Source organism: Pseudomonas sp. I8001 (genome assembly GCF_013385345.1).
Lineage (GTDB): Bacteria > Pseudomonadota > Gammaproteobacteria > Pseudomonadales > Pseudomonadaceae > Aquipseudomonas.
Window position 1 is genome coordinate 1 of sequence record NZ_JACAQC010000039.1, and the last position, 18,594, is coordinate 18,594.

The 18,594-nt window shown below is 63.2% G+C and carries 17 protein-coding genes; 11 read left to right on the plus strand and 6 right to left on the minus strand.

The window, feature by feature from the left end:
* Nucleotides 1–175: 175 nt before the first annotated feature.
* The 4 genes from HX839_RS24625 to HX839_RS24640 all read left to right on the plus strand — a co-directional run bounded on the left by HX839_RS24625 (nucleotide 176) and on the right by HX839_RS24640 (nucleotide 5,262).
* A complete protein-coding gene (locus HX839_RS24625) occupies nucleotides 176–685 on the plus strand; it encodes a sigma-70 family RNA polymerase sigma factor (protein ID WP_177067833.1) in 510 nt (169 codons plus the stop codon).
* A gap of 8 nt (nucleotides 686–693) precedes the next feature.
* Nucleotides 694–1,653 (plus strand): FecR domain-containing protein, encoded by a 960-nt coding sequence (locus HX839_RS24630; protein WP_177029376.1) that lies wholly within the window; start codon nucleotides 694–696, stop codon nucleotides 1,651–1,653.
* 91 nt (nucleotides 1,654–1,744) lie between these two features.
* Nucleotides 1,745–3,529 carry an ABC transporter ATP-binding protein gene (locus tag HX839_RS24635; protein WP_177067834.1) on the plus strand — a complete coding sequence of 595 codons (1,785 nt, stop codon included), beginning with the start codon at nucleotides 1,745–1,747 and terminating at the stop codon, nucleotides 3,527–3,529.
* Complete coding sequence (locus HX839_RS24640) at nucleotides 3,523–5,262, plus strand: ABC transporter ATP-binding protein (RefSeq protein WP_177067835.1); 1,740 nt, start codon at nucleotides 3,523–3,525, stop codon at nucleotides 5,260–5,262. The genes HX839_RS24635 and HX839_RS24640 overlap by 7 nt, the downstream gene beginning before the upstream one ends.
* Nucleotides 5,263–5,296: 34 nt before the next feature.
* Here the strand turns inward: HX839_RS24640 and HX839_RS24645 are convergent, their stop codons facing one another.
* Entirely contained in the window at nucleotides 5,297–7,036 is a 1,740-nt protein-coding gene (locus HX839_RS24645) for a dipeptidase (RefSeq protein WP_177067836.1), read from the minus strand.
* Nucleotides 7,037–7,241: 205 nt separating this feature from the next.
* Here HX839_RS24645 and HX839_RS24650 point away from each other — a divergent pair, with 205 nt between their 5' ends.
* Both HX839_RS24650 and HX839_RS24655 read left to right on the plus strand, forming a co-directional pair.
* Nucleotides 7,242–8,159, plus strand: a complete 918-nt coding sequence (locus tag HX839_RS24650) for an ADP-ribosylglycohydrolase family protein (RefSeq protein WP_177010062.1) — start codon at nucleotides 7,242–7,244, stop codon at nucleotides 8,157–8,159.
* A gap of 57 nt (nucleotides 8,160–8,216) precedes the next feature.
* Complete coding sequence (locus HX839_RS24655; protein ID WP_003220100.1) at nucleotides 8,217–9,173, plus strand: Dyp-type peroxidase; 957 nt, start codon at nucleotides 8,217–8,219, stop codon at nucleotides 9,171–9,173.
* On the opposite strand, the gene HX839_RS24660 is transcribed toward HX839_RS24655, so the two are convergent.
* On the minus strand, nucleotides 9,170–10,042 hold the full coding sequence (locus HX839_RS24660) for an undecaprenyl-diphosphate phosphatase (RefSeq protein WP_177023365.1): 873 nt from the start codon (nucleotides 10,040–10,042) through the stop codon (nucleotides 9,170–9,172). The genes HX839_RS24655 and HX839_RS24660 overlap by 4 nt on opposite strands.
* A 189-nt stretch (nucleotides 10,043–10,231) precedes the next feature.
* On the opposite strand from HX839_RS24660, the gene HX839_RS24665 reads away from it, so the two are divergent.
* The gene (locus HX839_RS24665; protein WP_032898758.1) at nucleotides 10,232–10,738 is read left to right on the plus strand and encodes a GNAT family N-acetyltransferase; all 507 of its coding nucleotides are present in this window, start codon (nucleotides 10,232–10,234) and stop codon (nucleotides 10,736–10,738) included.
* Between the two features lie 4 nt (nucleotides 10,739–10,742).
* Here the strand turns inward: HX839_RS24665 and HX839_RS24670 are convergent, their stop codons facing one another.
* The gene (locus HX839_RS24670) at nucleotides 10,743–11,699 is read right to left on the minus strand and encodes a GlxA family transcriptional regulator (protein WP_003220105.1); all 957 of its coding nucleotides are present in this window, start codon (nucleotides 11,697–11,699) and stop codon (nucleotides 10,743–10,745) included.
* Nucleotides 11,700–11,866: 167 nt separating this feature from the next.
* On the opposite strand from HX839_RS24670, the gene HX839_RS24675 reads away from it, so the two are divergent.
* Nucleotides 11,867–12,544, plus strand: coding sequence for a type 1 glutamine amidotransferase domain-containing protein (locus HX839_RS24675; protein WP_177067837.1), 678 nt, complete (start codon nucleotides 11,867–11,869; stop codon nucleotides 12,542–12,544).
* A gap of 98 nt (nucleotides 12,545–12,642) precedes the next feature.
* Nucleotides 12,643–13,767: an alkene reductase gene (locus HX839_RS24680; protein ID WP_102368728.1), complete on the plus strand. Its 1,125-nt coding sequence runs from the start codon at nucleotides 12,643–12,645 to the stop codon at nucleotides 13,765–13,767.
* A 7-nt stretch (nucleotides 13,768–13,774) separates the two neighbouring features.
* Here the strand turns inward: HX839_RS24680 and HX839_RS24685 are convergent, their stop codons facing one another.
* Together HX839_RS24685 and HX839_RS24690 are read right to left on the minus strand one after the other, a co-directional pair.
* The gene (locus HX839_RS24685) at nucleotides 13,775–14,380 is read right to left on the minus strand and encodes a glutathione S-transferase (RefSeq protein ID WP_177067838.1); all 606 of its coding nucleotides are present in this window, start codon (nucleotides 14,378–14,380) and stop codon (nucleotides 13,775–13,777) included.
* 64 nt (nucleotides 14,381–14,444) lie between these two features.
* The gene (locus tag HX839_RS24690; protein WP_102368730.1) at nucleotides 14,445–15,443 is read right to left on the minus strand and encodes an NAD(P)H-quinone oxidoreductase; all 999 of its coding nucleotides are present in this window, start codon (nucleotides 15,441–15,443) and stop codon (nucleotides 14,445–14,447) included.
* A gap of 176 nt (nucleotides 15,444–15,619) precedes the next feature.
* On the opposite strand from HX839_RS24690, the gene HX839_RS24695 reads away from it, so the two are divergent.
* Nucleotides 15,620–16,495, plus strand: a complete 876-nt coding sequence (locus tag HX839_RS24695; RefSeq protein WP_008431428.1) for a LysR family transcriptional regulator — start codon at nucleotides 15,620–15,622, stop codon at nucleotides 16,493–16,495.
* Between the two features lie 69 nt (nucleotides 16,496–16,564).
* Here HX839_RS24695 and HX839_RS24700 read toward each other — a convergent pair whose 3' ends face one another.
* Nucleotides 16,565–17,383 (minus strand): alpha/beta fold hydrolase, encoded by an 819-nt coding sequence (locus HX839_RS24700; protein WP_003220116.1) that lies wholly within the window; start codon nucleotides 17,381–17,383, stop codon nucleotides 16,565–16,567.
* 142 nt (nucleotides 17,384–17,525) lie between these two features.
* On the opposite strand from HX839_RS24700, the gene HX839_RS24705 reads away from it, so the two are divergent.
* Complete coding sequence (locus tag HX839_RS24705) at nucleotides 17,526–18,593, plus strand: NAD(P)-dependent alcohol dehydrogenase (protein WP_003220118.1); 1,068 nt, start codon at nucleotides 17,526–17,528, stop codon at nucleotides 18,591–18,593.
* Nucleotide 18,594: the final 1 nt, after the last annotated feature.

An 18,594-nucleotide genomic window follows, 5' to 3' on the forward strand; every position in this document is an offset into this window, starting at 1 on the left:
GAGCGGAACCAATAGCAGCCGTGACCGCAGCAACGGATATGTACCCATAACCCCGCCATCCCCCCCCCGCTAGCCCCCCGCATTGCACCCGCAGCCCAGAGCCGATAGTCTTGCAAATCATTACCAGCCCAATCGCCCCAGTACCCCCGGGCCCATTGGGTAAAAGGAGAGGTTTGTGAACATCGGACAGTTCGCCTTTCAACGCCAGGTTGAAAATCTATACGTCGACCACAACGCCTGGCTACGTACCCTGTTGCGCCGCAAGCTGGGCAACGCATTAGACGCCGCCGACCTGGCCCACGACGTCTACCTGCAACTCATGCGCAAGGGCCAACTCCCGCCCACCGGCGAATCCCGGCGACACCTGACCCAGATCGCCAACGGCCTGGTCATCGACCTCTACCGCCGCCGCCAGATCGAATCCGCTTACCTGCAAGCCCTGGCCCTGTTGCCCGAACCCTGCGCCCCCGATGAAGAAACCCGCGCCCTGGCCATCGAGGCCCTGATCCAAATCGACGCCGCCCTGCACAGCCTGCCACCCAAGGCGCGCCAGGCCCTGTTGCTGTGCAAGCTCGATGGCCTGAGCTACCGCGAGATCGCCGCCAAGCTCCAGGTCTCCGTCTCCTCGGTGGAAAAGTACATCGCCGCGGGCCTGCTGGCCTGCTACCAGACCCTGTACGGCTGACCCTCGCAATGTCGACCGAGCAGCCAATCTCCCCGGATATCATCGAGCGCGCCGCCGCCTGGATGGCCCGCCTGTGGGCCGATGACGCCAGCGCCGAAGACCACGCCAACTGCCTGCACTGGCGCGCCGAACACCCCCATCACGAACTGGCCTGGACGCGCCTGCTGGGCTTCGAGCAAAAACTCCACAGCATCCCCGCGCCGGTGGCCAGGCACAGCCTGGCCGAACCCGACGCTCCCGACTCCCCCGACCGCCGGAGCACCCTGCGCCTGCTGGGCCTGTTGGTCGCAGCCGGTGGCCTCACCTACGGCGTGCGCCACACCGACGCCTGGCAACTGGCGAGTGCCGGCCATAGCACCCGCACCGGCGAAGTTCGCGAAGTGGTATTGCCCGACGGTACCCGCCTGGTATTGGGCCCGGCTTCAGCAATTGACGTGCAGTTCGATGACGACCAGCGCCTGGTGCTGCTGCGGGCCGGCGAGGTCTTCATCACGACCGCGCCGTCACCCCGGCCGTTTCGGGTGCAGAGTCGCCAGGGCGTGTTTCATGCCCTGGGCACGCGCTTCAGCCTGCGCCAATGCGACGACGGCAACTGCCAGTTGGCCGTGCTTGAGGGCACCGTGCAGGTACAGCCCGACCATGGCGCAGGTGCGCGGGTGGAGGCAGGTCAAGGCGCCACGGTTTCCAGGGACACCGTACAGCCGACTGCGGCGGTGACTGACCGCAGCATCGCCTGGGTCAAGGGCCTGTTGGTGGCCGATGGCACCCGGCTCGACGAACTGATCGCCGAGCTGGGACGCTACCGCCGCGGTGTACTGCGCTGTGCGCCTGAGGTGGCGATGCTGCGGGTCAGCGGTGTATTGCACCTGGACAATACCGACCTGGCGCTGGACAACCTGGCCGCCGCGTTGCCGATCCAGGTGGTGCGGCGCACCCGCTATTGGGTGACGGTCCGCGCCCCTGCCTGAAAATTCCTTGAGGTTTCGATTGAGGGTTTTGGCCGCTCGTTCGGAAGATAAGGTAAGGGCGAGCAAAGGCTCATTCAGTCAGGGAGACTTCATGAGTAACAAGGATGTGGCTGCGGCCAAACCCAGGGGGCGCGGCGCGGTCTCGCAAGTGTTGCGGCCGGTGCGCGGGCGACTGATCGCTGCGGCACTGCTGGCCGGTGTGGGCAGTATGCTGACGCTGGTGCCGCTGGGGGGCATTGTGCATATCGCCAGGGTCGCCCTCGGCGCGCCGTCGATGGCCCAGGCATCGGGCGAGGTCTGGTTGACCATCAGCCTCAGCCTGGCGAGCCTGTTCGCGGGCCTGCTGTTGATGACAGTTGCGGAGACGGTCGCGCACCTGGCCGACAACCACATCTTGCGCCTGGCCATCGCCCAGCGCCTGAGCCAGGTGCCGCTGGGCTGGTTCACCGAGCGGGCGTCGGGCGAGGTCAAGCAGGCGATGCAGGATGACATCGGCACCCTGCACAGCCTGACTGCGCATTTCTACACCACCGTGGGCCGTTGTGCCGGGGCCGTGCTGCTGTCGGCGGCTTATCTGTTCATGGTGGACTGGCGCATGGCGCTGGTCTCGCTGTTGCCGTTTCCGGGGTTTTTGCTGTTTTTTACCCGGGCGATGAAAGCCAGCGGCAGCCACATGCAGTCCTTTGTCGAGCGCATGACCCGGGTCAATAACGCGGTGGTCGAGTTCGTCAACGGCATTCCGGTGGTCAAGGCCTTCGGTGCCACCGGCAAGGCCCACGCCAGTTACCGCAAGGCGGTAGATGAGTTCAGCGAAGCCTTCGTTGAGTTCACCCGGCCACTGGTGGGGACGATGGCCAATGCCAACGCGATGATCGCCCCGGTGACGGTGCTCGCCATGGTGCTGACGTTTGGCCTGGTGTTTGTCAGCCTGGGCTGGATCAGCGCGGTGGAGGTGCTGCCGTTCGCCATTGTCGCACCAGGCATTTGCGCGCCACTGATGCTGCTGAGTTACATCATGCATGATCTGGACAACGCCACCGGCGCGGCCCAGCGCGTGCAGGCACTGCTGGCGACGCCGGTGCTGGCGCAGGTGGAGCCGGGGTGCGAACGCTTGCCCAAGGACGCCGAAGTACGCGTCGAAAACCTCGGGTACGCCTACGACCCGCAGCACCCGGTACTGTCGAACATCAGCTTTACCCTCAAGCCTGGCACCGTAACCGCCATCGTCGGCGCCTCGGGTTCGGGCAAGTCGACCCTGGCGCGCCTGCTGCTGCGGTTTTTTGACCCGACCGAGGGGCGTATCACCCTGGGCGGCGTTGACCTGCGGCAGATCGAGACCTCGCAGCTCTACAACCTGATCGGCTTTGTGCTGCAAGAGGTGCGCCTGGTCCACGCCAGCGTTGCCGAAAACATCGCCCTCGGCCGGCCCAGCGCCAGCCGCAAGGAAATCGAGGCGGCCGCACGGGCCGCGAATATTCATGAGTGCATCATCGGCTTGCCACGGGGCTATGCCTCGGTGATTGGCGAGGACGCGCAGTTGTCCGGTGGCGAGCAGCAGCGTATCAGCATCGCCCGCGCAGTATTGCTGGCGCCGCCGGTGCTGGTGCTGGATGAACCCACGGCCGCCGCCGATGCCGCAAACGAGGTGGCAATCCAGGAGGCGCTGTCGCGCTTTGCCCAAGGGCGAACGCTGGTGGTGATTGCCCATCGCCTCGATACCGTGATGCACGCCGACCACATCATCGTGCTGGAAAACGGCCGTATTGTTGAACAGGGCACCCATCCTCGACTGATCGCGCAAGAGGGCCGTTATGCGCGCCTGTGGGCGTCGGGCGGTTACAAACAGACCCGCGAACAGGCGCTGCCGACATGCTGAAAACCTTTATCGAACTGTTGGGCGATGACGGGCCGGTCTTCCGTCGCTATGTCGGGAAAGTGATGTTCTACGGTGCGCTGTGCGGGCTGACCCTCGCCGCCCTGGTGCCGGTACTCACCGACATGCTCAACGGTGATCTGGCCGAAGCGGCGTTGTGGCTGGTGGTGTTCCTGGCGGCGGTGGCGACGTGTTGGGCCACGCGACGCGAGGTTGAAAAGGCTGGCGTCGCGGTGGGTGTGGCGGTGCTGCAAGGCGGGCGCCAGCGCATCGGCGACCATGTGGCCGAACTGCCTGTCGGTTGGTTCACGCCTGATAACACGGCGCGGCTCAACCAGGTGGTGACCCAGGGCATGATGGCCGTGGCTCAGCTGCCGGCCCATGTATTTACTCCGGTGCTCAGCGGCGTGGTGACGCCATTGGTGCTGGTACTGGCGTTGTTTGTGCTGCACTGGAAAATGGGCCTGATCGCCTTGCTGGCGTTGCCGATTCTCGGCGGCGCGTTCTGGCTCAGCGCCCGCCTTGGGCGGCGCGCCGACCGGGCGTTCCAGCGCAGCTCGGCCGACACCAGCCAGCGCATGCTGGAGTTCGCCCAGTCGCAGTCGGTGTTGCGTGCCTTCAGTGGCGGCGGCAGCTCGGTGTTCCTGCAACGGGCGATCGAGCAGCAGCACGCGACCGGGGCGCGCCTGATCCTGCTGTCCGCCACCTCGATTCTGCTGAACATGTGGCTGGTGCAGGTGGTGTTCGCGGCCTTGTTGATCGCCGCCGCGCTCTGGCTTGACGCTTACCTGGGAAATGCCTTGCACGTGGGCTCGGTGATTGCGGTGATGGTGTCGCTGTTGCTGGTCAGCCGCTTCATTGACCCGTTGCTGGAGGTGGCCGGCTATGGCGAAACGTTGCGCGGCGCCGGGGTGCAGCTTGAGGCGGTGCGCGAGATATTGGCCGCGTCGCCCCTGAAGGCGCCGAGCGCGCCGCAATCTCCCCGGGATGCCTCGGTGGAACTGTTCGATGTGAGCTTTCGCCACGCGGCCGGTTCGCGGGACGTGCTGCGCGGGGTGAGCCTGCGTATCGAGCCCGGCAGCATGACCGCGCTGGTGGGGGCTTCCGGTTCGGGCAAGACCACGCTGTTGCGGTTGGTCGCACGGTTTTTCGAGGTCAGCCAGGGCCAGGTGTGCATCGCAGGCGTGGATGTGCGACAGATGTCCGGTGAGCAGCTCAACGCGCAGATCAGCCAGATCTTCCAGGACACGTACCTGTTCCAGGGCAGCGTCGCCGACAACATTCGCCTCGGCAAACCCGACGCCAGCGACGCACAAGTACTGGAGGCCGCGCGGCAGGCTGGCGTGCAAGAGATTATCGAGCGCCTGCCCATGGGCCTGTCGACCACGGTGGGTGAGGGCGGGGCACGCCTGTCCGGTGGCGAGCGTCAGCGTGTCGCGATCGCCCGTGCGTTGATCAAGGGCGCGCCGATCCTGCTGGTGGACGAAGCCACGGCAGCACTGGACGCCGAGAACCAGGCGGTCATCGCCGAAACCCTGGCACGCTTGCGCGGCACATGCACGCTGATCGTGATCGCGCATCAGCTGTCGACGGTGGTGATGGCCGACCAGATCGTGGTGCTCGATGAAGGCCGGATCGTGGAGCAGGGCACGCCTGAGCAATTGACCGCAAGACAAGGGCGCTATGCCCGGTTCCTCGCGCAGCGGCGGGCGTCCAAAGGCTGGCGTATCACTTAGTGGACCCGCCAGGAAGGCGGGTCCGAAGGGCAGGTCAGAGCTTTGGCAGTTGCCCGATGCGGCCCATCATTTCGGTGACGATCTGCAGGTCCACCAGGAACTGGTCGACGGTCTTGAACTCGTTGTCGGTATGGCCGGTGTACTTGACCTCCGGCCGTGCCAGGCCGAATTGCACGCCGTTGGGCAGCTCATGCACCGAGGTAGCGCCGGCAGACGTGCCGTACTTGTGCTCCATGCCCAGGTTCTCGCTGGCCACCGCCAACAGCGCCTTGACCCACTCGCCCTCAGGGTTGCGGTACATCGGCTCGGCGATCGAGTAATCGAAGGTCACAGCCACGTGGTTTTTCTTGGTCCAGGCGCTGAGCTTGTCGGCGATTTCGGCCTTGAGCGCTTCCGGTGACTTGCCCTTTGGCACCCGCAGGTTGACCGCCAGCTTGAAGGTAGTGTCATCTTCGCCCACATAGGTCAGCGAGGTGGTCAGCGGGCCCATGAACGCATCGGAGAAGCCCACGCCCAGCTTGGCGCCCAGGTAATCCAGGCCCCAGTTGTTGGCGGCGTAGTGCGCGGCGTCGGTGAACTGGTTGTTCTTGAGCGCGACCTTGCCGTCGAGGCTGTTGAGGAAGTCGAGGACCCTGGCTACCGGGTTCACCCCGGATTCCGGTTCGGAGGAGTGGGCGGACACGCCAGTGACGGTCAACTGAACGTCCTTGCCGACGACCTTGGCCGCCACTTCAAAGTCGCCGCCATTGCGCTTGGCGTACTCGCTGCCGGCCTTTTGCAGGCTGGCGGCCAGTTCGGAAGGCTTGTCGCTGAGCAATGTCACCACCGACGCCGACGGAATCTGGTTGGTGGCCTTGCCGCCGGTCATCGAGATGATTTCTGCGCCTTTGCCTTCAGCCTTGCGCTTGGGGAACTTGGCCATGACCGTGCCGTAGCCTTTCTCGGCGATCACCACCGGGTAGCCGCCGTCCAGCGCCAGGTTGTAGTTGGGCGTTGGGTTGTGCTCAAAGTAGTACGGGATCGCGTCGCCGGAGGTTTCCTCGGTGGTGTCCACCAGCAGCTTGAAATTGCGCGCCAGCGGCAGCTTCTCTTCCTTGATCACCTTCATCGCGTACATCGCCACCACGATGCCGTTCTTGTCATCCTCGGTGCCGCGACCATACATCCGGTCGCCGATCAGCGTGACCTTGAATGGGTCGAGCTTGGTGCCGTCCTTGAGTACCCAGTTTTCCGGGGTTACCGGTACCACGTCCGCGTGAGCGTGGATGCCGACCACTTCATCGCCGCTGCCTTCCAGGGAAATCTCGTAGACGCGGTTGTCGATGTTGCGGAAGTTCAGGTTGAACGACTCGGCCAGGCTCTTGATCTTGGCGGCGATCTTGATGAACTCGGGATTGTCGTGCTGGGCCACGCCGGCGACCTGGAAGGTCGGGATCTCCACCAGCTCACGCAGGGTTTCAGTGGCGGCCGCACCGTACTTCACCCGCGCATACAGGCCCAGCAGGCGATGGATTTCATTCTGCTGGTCGGCGCTCAGGTCCTTATTGTCGAGAAAGGCACTGATGGCCGGGCCGAGGTTGTCGCTCTTGGCCACGTCATTCTTGGCCAGGCTGGCGAGGAACTGCCGGAAATCCTTGACCGAGGCATCGCTGAAGGTCTTCAGGATGACGGCGTTCTGTTGTGGGGTGAGGTTGGCTTGAGCTTGGGTGGTGAACACCGAAAGGCTGGCGGCCATCAGGGTGGCTACGGCCAGTTGCTTGAGGGAAAAATCCATTGCTGGGGGCATTCCTTTGCAGGGAGTGAGTGAGAAATGTCTGATCGAAAGGTCAGAAACAATTTCACACACTACCATCGGGAGGCAGGGGTAGGGGAGTGCCTGAGTGGGAAATCTCCCATAGAAATGCACAGCAACCCATTGAACGGAAAGCTACGGTATGGTTCTCCTGTCAGGGTGTTAATTGTGCAAAGGAGTGAGATTGATGATGCTTTCAGAGCGTTACCGCGGCAGCCTGCTTGGCCTGGCGTGCGGTGATGCAGTAGGGACTACTGTTGAGTTCATGCGCCGTGGGTCGTTTGCCCCTGTCATCGATATGGTTGGTGGTGGGCCCTTTCAACTGTTACCGGGCCAGTGGACGGATGACACGTCCATGGCGCTTTGTCTGGCCGAAAGCCTGCTGCGCAAGAATGGTTTTGACGCTGCCGATCAGATGGGCCGTTATCTGAACTGGTGGAAGTGGGGCTACCTTAGCTCGACGGGTGAATGTTTCGATATTGGCACGACGGTTCGTGAGGCATTGGCGGAGTATCAGTACACCGGTGACCCGTTCGCGGGCTCCACCGATCCTTACTCAGCGGGTAACGGGTCGATGATGCGCCTGGCGCCGGTGGTGCTGTTCTATTTTCCGGATGCCGAGCGCCTGCGTGAGTTTACCGTCGACAGTTCCCGCACGACCCATGGCGCGATGGAGGCGATTGAATGTTGCCTCGTGCTGGCTGAGTGTATTGCGAATGCGCTGCGGGGGGATTCGAAACCGCAGGTATTGCAGGTCGGCTACCTGGAGTTGAGCGAATCCAAAGTTGCGGACATTGCTGATGGGCACTACCTCGACAAGGCGCGCAGTGACATCGTGGGTTCTGGCTACGCAGTGGCTTCGCTTGAAGCGGCGCTATGGTGTTTTCATCACACCAACAGCTTTGCCGAGGCTGTGTTGGCTGCCGCAAACCTGGGGGATGACGCCGACACTACCGCAGCGATCGTGGGTCAGTTGGCGGGCGCGTATTACGGCGTGCAGGGCATTCCGTCCGAGTGGTTGGGCAAGTTGTGGCAGTGTGAAGATATTCAAGAAACTGCTGACGCGTTGTATCAGGCGGCGCAACTCCAGGCAGCCGCACTTTAACTCAGTGTCTGCTAATCTGCGCTCGTTGAATCTCGACCGCCACCCGTGGACCTCTCAATGACATCGCCATCCGATCAAAACCTTGAACCCCAATCCGTCTGCAGCCCGATCACCAGCAGCGCCATTTTCATGGTCGCGACCCTGGCGCCTGGCAGTGACTCGGCTGAGGCGGTGCGCAGCTGGTGCGCCGATATCGCCGGCCTGGTGCGCTCGGTCGGCAAGCGTGTACCGGCGGGCAACCTGACGTGTGTCGCAGGGTTTGGCTCCAAGGCGTGGGATGCGCTGTTCGGGGGGCCGCGGCCAGCAGCGTTGCATCCGTTCAAGGAAGTGGGCGTGGCCGGGCGCCTGGCGCCGGCCACGCCGGGGGATATCCTGCTGCACATTCGTGCCGAGCAGATGGACCTGTGTTTCGAATTGGCCACCCAGTTGATGGCGGCGCTGGGGGATGCGGTGACGGTGGTGGACGAGGTCCAGGGTTTCCGCTATTTCGACATGCGCAGCATCATCGGTTTTGTCGACGGCACCGAGAACCCGGTCGGGCGCAAGGCGGTGGGTTTCACCATCGTCGGTGATGAGGATCCGGCGTTCAGCGGCGGCAGCTATGTAATGGTGCAGAAGTACCTGCACAACATGCAGGCCTGGAATGAATTGTCGGTGGAGGCGCAGGAGCGGGTGATCGGGCGCACCAAGTTGTCGGACATCGAGCTCGACGATGCGACCAAACCGAGCAATTCCCACAGTGCATTGACCACCATCACCAAGGACGGCGAGGAAGTGAAGATCCTGCGGGACAACATGCCCTTTGGCCGGCCGGGCGCGGGGGAATTCGGGACGTACTTTATCGGCTACGCGCGCTCGCCAGAGCCTTTGGAGTTGATGCTGGAGAACATGTTTGTCGGCCGACCGGTCGGCAACTATGACCGCCTGCTGGACTTCAGCACGGCGGTCACCGGCGGCCTGTTCTTCATACCGTCTGCGGATTTGCTCGAAGAACTGGCCGACCGCGCGCCTTAGGCCAACAACCCGGTGCTCACCGCCACAATCAGGAATACCCCGAGCACCGCGCGGTAGATCACGAACGGCCAGGTGGAGAATCGCTCCAGGAACTTCATCAGGCCCCAGATCGCGAAGAACGCCGACACACTGGCGACCACCAGCCCGAAGATCAGGTGCGGCCAGGCGTGGGCGGGCAGGTCGGCGTGGAACAATACCCACAGCTCTTTCAGCCCCGCGAGGGCGATCGCCGGCAAGCCCAGCAGGAACGAAAACCGCGCCGCTTCTTCACGCTTGAAGTTGAGGAACAGTGCGGCGGTCAGGGTCGAACCCGAGCGGGAAACCCCTGGAATCAGCGCGCCGATCTGCGCAATGCCGACAATCAGCGCATCCCGCAGGCGCATTTCGCCCACCGTGCGCTTATGCCTCGCGCTGAGTTCAGCCGCCGCCAGCAGCACCGCCATCACCAGGCAGGAAATCCCGATCACCATCAGCCCGCGCAGCGGCGAGTTGCAGGAGTTGAGGGTCGACGACAAGGCTATCCCGGCAATCCCGATCGGAATCGTCGCCAGCACAATGGCCACCGCCAGCTTGAACCACTGGTTGTTGTAGTCACCCTGGCGCATCGCAGTGATGCTGCCGACCGTGACCTGGCGTACATCCTTCCAGAAGTAACTGACCACTGCTGCCAGGGCGGCCAACTGCATGGCTGCGGAAAACGCCGAGCCGGGATCCGGCCAGCCGAGCAGGGCGGGCACGATGCGCATGTGGGCGGTGGAAGACACGGGCAACAATTCGGTGATGCCCTGAATGATGCCCAGGATGCCTATTTGCAGGTAATCCAGGGACGCAAAGCCGACATCGAGGCCGCTGGTGCAGACGTTTGTCAAAGTACTTATCCTGAAAGCAAGGGGAGGGAAGTGACGCGGAGTTTAGTCTAACTTTGTAACGATTTTGTCGTTGACACGAGAAAAGCGCGATCGGTTCAGCAAGCAGAAAGCTTGGCCGGTGTATTGGCATTGCAGGTGGCTTTGTTGACAATGGCAGCCTGTTTTTTTGCCGAGATGCCCATGCCTGCAATCCCCGATACCACCGTCGAACTGATCGAGACCGGCCCGGAACACGCCACGTTGATCGCCAACCTTTACCAGTTCTACGCCTACGAGTCCTCGGACTGGGAACAGGAAGATGTCGAGGTGGACGGTCGCTTCTACATCCATGAGGAGCACCTGGCCCGCTACTGGGAAGACCCGCAGTGGAGTGCCAACCTGCTGCTGGTCGACGGCTTCATCGCCGGCTTCCTGCTGATCGAAGGCAGCGAGTTGCCGGGGATCGATGCGCTGGAACTGGCGGACCTGTTCATTCTCAAACGCTACCGCCGCAAGGGCATTGGCCGCGCCATCGCCACTCAGGTGTTGAGCAGCGGCGAGGCGAACTGGCTGGTGCGTTTCTATGATCAGGATGAAGTGAGCCAGGCGTTCTGGCGCACGGTGTTGGATAACCTGCCGCGTCCGGTGCAGGCCATCGAGCTGGACGATGAGCCAAACCTGCTGAGCTTCCTGGTGACGCGCGCAGCGTTGCACTGAACCATCAACTGAAAGCGGCGCCAGCCCCTGCACTGAACAATGCCGCCTGCATCGCCTGTGGCGGCTGGCCGAACGCCCGCAGGAACGCCTGGCGCATGCGCTCGCGATCACCGAACCCGGTCTCGCGGGCGACCACTTCCACCGGATGCCGACTGGTTTCCATCATTGCCCGGGCGGCTTCCACCCGCAGGGATTCGATGGCCTTGGCCGGGGTTTGCCCGGTCTCCTCGCGAAACACCCGGCTGAACTGGCGTGGGCTGAGCCGCGCCACGGCCGCCAGGGCCTCGACCGAAAGGTCGTGGGTCAGGTTCTCCCGGGCGTAGGCCAGGGCCAACTGCACACGGTCGGACTTGGGGTCGAGTTCCAGCAACGCCGATAGCTGCGACTGTTCGCTGCCACGGCGCTGGGCAATCACCAGCTTGCGCGCGATGCGGCGGGCGAGGTCGCTGCCCAGGTCGTTCTCCACCATCGCCAGCGCCAGGTCCACCCCGGCGCTCATGCCGGCACCGGTCCAGATCTGGCCGTCGACCACGAACAGCTTGTCTTCCTCCAGGCGAATCTGCGGGTAGCGCTTGGCAAAGGCCGGTGCGTGCAGCCAGTGGGTGGTGGCGCGCTTGCCTTCGAGCAATCCCGCCTCGGCCAGCACGAAGATGCCCATGCACAACGAAGCAATCCGCCGCGACTGTTTGGACGCCGCCTGGACCAGCCTCGGCAGGCTGGCGTCAGGCAGTTGGAACTCCAGGTAACCGCTGACGATCAATGTGTCATAGCCCTCGGGCCGGATCGGCGTGCTGTTCACCGAGAAGCCCTGGGACGTCATGATCGGGCCGCCACTTTCCGACACCAGGTGAAATTCATACGCCTGCTCGCCACGCAGCAGATTCGCGCACTCGAACACCGAGCCCAGGCTGAGGCTCAAGGATTGAAAGTTCGGGTACACCATCAGCGCAATGCTGTGCATCTCATCTCTCCAGGGGGCGCGGAGCGTTGATTGTCGGCGTGTGCCAGGGAAACGGCAACCGCCTTGGCGCAATGTCCGGAATCCTTGCGGACATGACATTGTGCGGTTTTGGCCCGGCTCCTAAGCTTGATTCCATTCCAACCCACATCACCCCGAGGCACTGGCACATGAAAGTATTGATGGTTTTGACTTCTCACGACCAGCTTGGCAACACCGGCCGCAAGACCGGGTTCTGGCTCGAAGAATTTGCTGCTCCCTACTACGCGTTCAAGGACGCCGGGGCCGACGTGACCCTGGCTTCGCCGGCCGGTGGGCAGCCGCCCCTGGACCCGGTCAGCGACCTGCCGGATTCGCAAACCGACCAGACCCGCCGCTTCGCCAGCGACCCGGCGGCGCAACAGGCCCTGGCCACCACCGTGAAGCTGGAGTCGGTCAACGCCGGCGACTTCGACACCGTGTTCTACCCAGGCGGCCACGGCCCGCTGTGGGACCTGGCAGAGTCGAAAACCTCCATCGACCTGATCGAAGCCTTCGAGCGTGCGGGCAAGCCGATTGGCTTTGTGTGCCACGCCCCGGGCGCCTTGCGTCACGTCAAGGCGGTCAACGGCGAGCCGCTGGTCAAGGGCCGGCGCGTCACCGGCTTCTCCAACTCCGAAGAAGCGGCGGTTGGGCTGACCGACGTGGTGCCTTTCCTGATTGAGGATGATTTCAAGGCGCTGGGCGGCACGTATGAGAAGGGTGCCGATTGGCAGTCCTTTGTGATTGAAGATGGCCTGCTGGTCACCGGGCAGAATCCTGCCAGTTCCAGTGACGTTGCCAAAGCGCTGTTGAAGCTGACCGCGTAACCCGCTGAATCCCCCCCAAAAGTACGTTGTTGGCGGCTCCCCTGAGCGGGAGCCGGCAGCTTCTGCTTGTCTGAAATTTGAATCCGGAACTTTCCCCCATGAGCAACAGCGCTTTAGGTACCCCGATCACACTGGGGCACCACACCCTGAAAAACCGCATCGTCCTGCCGCCGCTTACCCGCCAGCGAAGTGCCCAGCCCGGTGATATCGCCACGGACTTGATGGCGCTTTATTACCGCCAGCGCGCCACCGCCGGCTTCATGGTCAGCGAGGGCACGCAGATCGAGCCTCGCGGCCAGGGCTATGCCTGGACCCCGGGCATCTACACACCGGAGCAGATTGACGGCTGGCGTACCGTGACCGATGCCGTGCATGCCGAAGGCGGCGTGATCTTCGCCCAGCTTTGGCATGTGGGTCGCGTGTCCCATCACGAACTGCAGCCCGACGGCGCAGCACCCGTCGCGCCGTCGGCGATCCAGCCGCAGCAAGCCAAGGCATTCGTTGCAACCGGGCCCGGCACTGGTAAGTTGGTGCAGCCACCCGAGCCGCGCGCCCTGGCTACCGCCGAGGTCAAGGAGTTGGTGGGGCTTTACGCCCAGGCTGCAAAAAATGCATTGGCCGCCGGCTTCGATGGCGTGGAAATTCATTCGGCCAACGGCTACCTGGTCAACCAGTTCATCTCGGCGCATTCCAACCAGCGCGACGATGAATACGGTGGCTCACTGCACAATCGCCTGCGGTTCCTGCGGGAAATCGTCGAGGCGGTGGCCGAAGTAGTCGGCCCGCAACGCCTGGGTGTGCGCTTTGCGCCGTTGTTCAGTGGCACTGACCAGGACCGGGTCTACATCGGCCTCGTCGAGGAAGACCCGCATCACACCTACATCGAGGCGATCAAGGTGCTTGAGGCGGCCGGCATCGCCTACGTGTCGATTGCCGAGGCCGACTGGGACAATGCCCCCGAGTTGCCCGAGTCGTTCCGCCAGGCGGTGCGTGACACCTTCAGCGGTCGGATCATCTACGCCGGCCGCTACACCGCAGAGCGCGGCGTGCGGCTGGTAGAGGCGGGGCTGGCAGACCTGATCGCGTTTGGCCGGCCGTACATTGCCAATCCCGACTTGCCCCAACGCCTGCTCAACGGTTGGCCGCTGAACCCGTTGAACGCGGACGGCCTGTATGGCGGCACCGAGGTGGGCTTCACCGATTACCCGGTGTATGCCGGGTAGGCACGGGCTACTCGATCGGGTATTTGCCGAATGCCGGGTGCTGCTCGGCGAGGGCCGCGTGGCGTTGCGAGTGGGGAAACGCATCGGCCTTCACGACGTCGGCTATCTTCAGCTGGGTGAAGGACCAGGCGACCGCCACCGTCAGGCTCGCCTGGGTCAGCGGCGCGTCGCTGTCGCGCTCGGCCACCCGCGCCTCCAATAATGCATAGGCCGCCAGCAGTTGTCCGGTCACGCGGTCTATCCACGGCTGATGCAGTTTTTCGGCGGGCCGCAGGTGATGTTCGTAGACGATCTGCACGGTCTTTTCGCACGCTGCCAGCGCCAGGCCGATCACTTGCAGATCCCTGGCAAGCGCTGGGGCTGACGGGGGCAACAATCGGCTGCCGGCCGGCGCCAGGGCTTCCAGGTACTCGAGGATCAAGCCGGAATCCATCAGCACCGTGCCGTCGTCGAGCACCAGCGTCGGTGCCTTGACTACCGGGTTGATCCCGGAAAACTCATCGAAGGTGCTGAACACCGACAGTGCCTGGTGTTCGAACGCGACGCCGTACAGTTCCAGGGAAATGGCCACGCGGCGCACGTAGGGCGAGTCCAGCATGCCGACCAGTTTCATGAAGCCTCCATTAACCGCAGTGTTTTGTTCTGATGACGTTATAAACCGTTTTTCCGCATGTTTATCAATCCACCCGCAACACAATCTTGCCGATATGGTCGCCACCTTCCATGCGCGCATGGGCCTTCGCGGCGTCGGTATAGGCATACACCTCATCGATCATCGGCAGGCAACGCCCGGCCGACAGCACCGGCCATACGTGTTCGCGCAGTTGTGCGGCAATCGCGGCTTTTTCTTCCCGGGTGCGTGAGCGCAACAACGAGCCGGTAACGATCGCGCGTTTGCCGAGGATCGCCAGCAGGTCGATGTCCTTGGCGCGTGCGCCGCCGAGGAAGCCCAGCATCACCAGGCGACCTTCCATGGCCAGGGCGCTGATGTTGTCGTTCAGGTAGGAGCCACCCATGATGTCGAGGACCACATTGACACCCTTGCCCGCGGTCTTGTCAGCGATGACCTCGGCGAAATTCTGTTCCCGGTAGTTGATCGGCTCGGCTCCCAGCTCGCGGATGGCGGCGCATTTTTCCACGCTGCCGGCGGTGGCGAACGCTTCGATACCGAACTCGCGGCAGAGCATCAGCGCGGTGGTGCCGATGCCGCTGGTGCCGCCATGGATCAACACGCGCTGGCCTTTATGCGCACCGCCGATGCCGAACAGGTTCGCCCATACGGTGAAGAAGGTTTCCGGGATCGCTGCCGCCTGAATCCAGTCCAGGCCATCGGGAACCAGCAAGGTCTGGCTGGCGGGCACTGCGCAGTACTGCGCATAACCGCCGCCATTGGTCAGGGCGCACACCTTGTCGCCCAGCGCGTACTCGCTGACGCCTTCGCCCAGCGCGACCACCACACCGGCCACTTCCAGCCCGGGAATCGGGCTCATGCCGGGTTTCATCGGATATGTGCCGGCGCGTTGCAGGGCGTCCGGGCGATTGACGCCGGCGGCGTGCACGCGGATCAGCACTTCGCCGGGGCCGGCGACAGGTACCGGCTCCTGGCGTGGCTGCAGGACTTCGGGGCCGCCGGGGCTGGTGATTTCGATCAGGGTCATTTCGTGGGGCAGATTCATTTGAGCGCACCTGTAGCAATGAACGTGTGGGTTGGGACCGCGCCCGTCACCGAGCGGTTCAGCCTGCTGGCGATCCTGGGTATTTTCTCTGGTGCCCAGCATAGCTGTGATGAGTGATGCAATAATGCTGCGATTACACGTCACGATGATGCAAAAATGCATCGAAGGGGAAAGCCATGAATTGGGACGATGCGCGGGTGTTCCTCGCGGTGTGCCGCGAGTCCACATTACGCGGAGCCGCGCGGGTGCTGGGGGTGGATCAGGCCACCGTGGGGCGACGGGTCAATGCCCTGGAAAAGTCCCTGAACGCAACATTGTTCCTGCGCACCTCCGAAGGCTATGCGCTGACCGCCGTGGGTGAAGCCGCGTTGCAATCGGTGGAGAACATGGAGCGCTCGGCCCTTGACCTGGAGCGTCAGGTCCTGGGCCTGGACGACCGCCTGACCGGCACCGTACGGGTGACCACCACCGATTCCCTGGCCATCGACTTCCTGATCCCGGCCATTGCCCGGCTGCACGATGCGCACCCTGACGTGCGCGTGCAGATGGACGCTTCGACCCAGTTGCTTAACCTGGCCAAACGCGAAGCCGATATCGCGGTGCGCAATACCCGCCCGGACAACCCCGACCTGATCGCCCGGCGCATCGCCCGCTGGCCGGTGGGGCTGTTTGCCTCGCAGGCGTATATCGATCGGCACGGCGCACCCGAACCGGGCAGCCTGTTCGAAGGACACGACCTGGTGGTGTATCAGCCGCACCTGCAAAGCCAGAAGGACCTGACCCTGGTCAGCGAGCCGCTGGGACGCGGACGTATTGTTGCGGCCTTGAGTTCAAGCCTGTTGGTACGCCGCTCCATCGCCGCAGGGATCGGTATCGGTGAGGTTCCGATAGTTTCCGGCGAACGCGACGGCCTGGTGCGGCTGTGGCCGGACCGTACGCGGCCGTTGCCCTACGATGTGTGGCTGGTGACCCATGCCGACCTGCGGCACACCGCCCGGGTGCGGGTGGTGATCGACGAGATCGTAGCGGGGTTTGCCGGCACCGGGGAATAGTACGACTGCCTGAAAAGGCCGGGTGTCAGCCCGGCCAGAACTAAGCCGTCGCAGGAGAACGCAATCGGCTCAGCGTTGCAGGAAGGCCAGCAGATCTTCGTTCAAGGCTTGCTGGTGGGTCACCGCAAAACCATGGGGGGCATCCTTGTACACCTTCAACTGCGCGCCTTTGATCATCTGCGCGGCGACCTTGCCGGTAGTTTCGAACGGCACGATCTGGTCGCCATCACCGTGGATAACCAGGGTTGGCACGTCGATCCTGGCCATGTCCGGGCGGAAGTCGGTTTCCGAGAACGCGGTGACGCAATCCACCGTCGCCTTGAGCGAGGCGAGCAGGGCGATGTTCAGTGTTTGAGTCAATACACCGCTGGAGACCTGTTGGCCCTTGTTGATGCCATAGAACGGCGTATTGAAGTCTGCCAGGAACTGCGCGCGATCCTTCAGCAGCGCGGCCTTGAACCCGTCAAACGCTGCCATCTCGACCCCTTGCGGGTAATCCGGCTTTTGCCCGAACAGCGGCGTCACCGCCCCCAGCAACACCAGCCCGGCCACGCGCGCGCTGCCATGGCGGGCGATATAGCGGCTGACATCGCCGCCGCCCATGGAGAAGCCCACCAGGGTCACGTCCTGCAGATCCAGATGGTTGATCAACTGGGCGATATCGTCGGCAAAGGTGTCGTAGTCGTTACCGGTCCAGGGCTGGTCCGAGCGGCCAAAACCACGGCGGTCGAACGCGATGGTGCGGTAGCCGCGGCTGCTCAGGTACTCCATCTGGTATTCCCACATATCGGCATCCAGCGGCCAGCCGTGGCTGAACAGCACCGGTTTGCCGGTGCCCCAGTCCTTGTAGTAGAGCTCGGTACCGTCTTGTGTGCGTAGGGTGCTCATGGCAAAACTCCTTGGGTGAGAGGGCAGCCAATACTATAGGCGCAGAATCTGACGAGGGACTTGTATGCCTGTGCTCGGTTGAACGGTTCAGCGTCTATGCTGGTCAACTGCTTTCTACCGTCTGAACAAACAGGTGAACGAAATGGCCAAGACTTACAGCTACGCCGCTCGTGACTCCAAGGATTCCCTCAAACCCTTCACGTTCGAACGTCGCGCCCCCGGGGCCGATGATGTGCAGATCGACATCCTCTATTGCGGCGTCTGCCACTCGGACCTGCACACCGTACGCAACGAATGGAAAAACACCCTGTACCCGTCGGTACCGGGCCATGAAATCGTTGGCCGAGTGACCGCCGTGGGCGCCAATGTCAGCAAGTTCAAGGTGGGCGATTTGGCCGGTGTCGGCTGCATGGTCGACAGCTGCCAGCACTGCGAATCCTGCGCCGAGGGCGAGGAGCAGTATTGCGAAAACGGCTTCACCGGCACCTACAACGGCCCGGCTTTTGGCGGCGAAAACACCTTCGGCGGCTACTCGGACAATATCGTGGTCAAGGAGAAGTTCGTCCTGCGCATCTCCCACGACGAGAGCAACCTGGCGGCGGTCGCGCCGCTGTTGTGTGCAGGCATCACCACCTACTCACCGCTGCACCACTGGAACGTCGGGCCGGGCAAGCGCGTCGGCGTTGTCGGCCTCGGTGGCCTGGGCCATATGGCGGTGAAAATCGCTCATGCCATGGGCGCCTACGTGGTGCTGTTCACCACCTCGCCGAACAAGCGCGAAGACGGCCTGCGACTGGGGGCCGATGAAGTGGTGGTGTCGAAGAACGCGGACGAAATGGCCAAGGTTGCCAACTCCCTGGACTTCATCCTCAACACCGTGGCCGCGTCCCACAATCTCGACGCCTTCCTCAACCTGCTCAAGCGCGACGGCACCATGACCCTGGTGGGCGCCCCGGATAGCCCGCACCCGTCACCGACCGTGTTCAACCTGATCTTCAAGCGTCGCAGCCTGGCCGGGTCGTTGATCGGTGGCATCCAGGAAACCCAGGACATGCTGGATTTCTGCGCCAGGCACGGGATTGTCTCGGACATCGAGATGATCGACATCCAGGGCATCAATGACGCCTACGAGCGCATGCTCAAGGGCGATGTGAAGTATCGGTTCGTGATCGACATCGAGAGCCTGAAGAAAGAAAAACACGCGGCCTGAT

Excerpts from the sequence above, each read along its gene's own strand:
- HX839_RS24705 (WP_003220118.1), top strand. The coding sequence starts at position 17,526 with ATGGCCAAGACTTACAGCTACGCCGCTCGTGACTCCAAGGATTCCCTC.
- HX839_RS24695 (WP_008431428.1), top strand. The coding sequence starts at position 15,620 with ATGAATTGGGACGATGCGCGGGTGTTCCTCGCGGTGTGCCGCGAGTCC.
- HX839_RS24635 (WP_177067834.1), top strand. The coding sequence starts at position 1,745 with ATGAGTAACAAGGATGTGGCTGCGGCCAAACCCAGGGGGCGCGGCGCG.
- HX839_RS24630 (WP_177029376.1), top strand. The coding sequence starts at position 694 with ATGTCGACCGAGCAGCCAATCTCCCCGGATATCATCGAGCGCGCCGCC.
- HX839_RS24680 (WP_102368728.1), top strand. The coding sequence starts at position 12,643 with ATGAGCAACAGCGCTTTAGGTACCCCGATCACACTGGGGCACCACACC.
- HX839_RS24645 (WP_177067836.1), bottom strand. The coding sequence starts at position 7,036 with ATGGATTTTTCCCTCAAGCAACTGGCCGTAGCCACCCTGATGGCCGCC.
- HX839_RS24675 (WP_177067837.1), top strand. The coding sequence starts at position 11,867 with ATGAAAGTATTGATGGTTTTGACTTCTCACGACCAGCTTGGCAACACC.
- HX839_RS24655 (WP_003220100.1), top strand. The coding sequence starts at position 8,217 with ATGACATCGCCATCCGATCAAAACCTTGAACCCCAATCCGTCTGCAGC.
- HX839_RS24670 (WP_003220105.1), bottom strand. The coding sequence starts at position 11,699 with ATGCACAGCATTGCGCTGATGGTGTACCCGAACTTTCAATCCTTGAGC.
- HX839_RS24685 (WP_177067838.1), bottom strand. The coding sequence starts at position 14,380 with ATGAAACTGGTCGGCATGCTGGACTCGCCCTACGTGCGCCGCGTGGCC.
- HX839_RS24650 (WP_177010062.1), top strand. The coding sequence starts at position 7,242 with ATGATGCTTTCAGAGCGTTACCGCGGCAGCCTGCTTGGCCTGGCGTGC.
- HX839_RS24690 (WP_102368730.1), bottom strand. The coding sequence starts at position 15,443 with ATGAATCTGCCCCACGAAATGACCCTGATCGAAATCACCAGCCCCGGC.
- HX839_RS24640 (WP_177067835.1), top strand. The coding sequence starts at position 3,523 with ATGCTGAAAACCTTTATCGAACTGTTGGGCGATGACGGGCCGGTCTTC.
- HX839_RS24700 (WP_003220116.1), bottom strand. The coding sequence starts at position 17,383 with ATGAGCACCCTACGCACACAAGACGGTACCGAGCTCTACTACAAGGAC.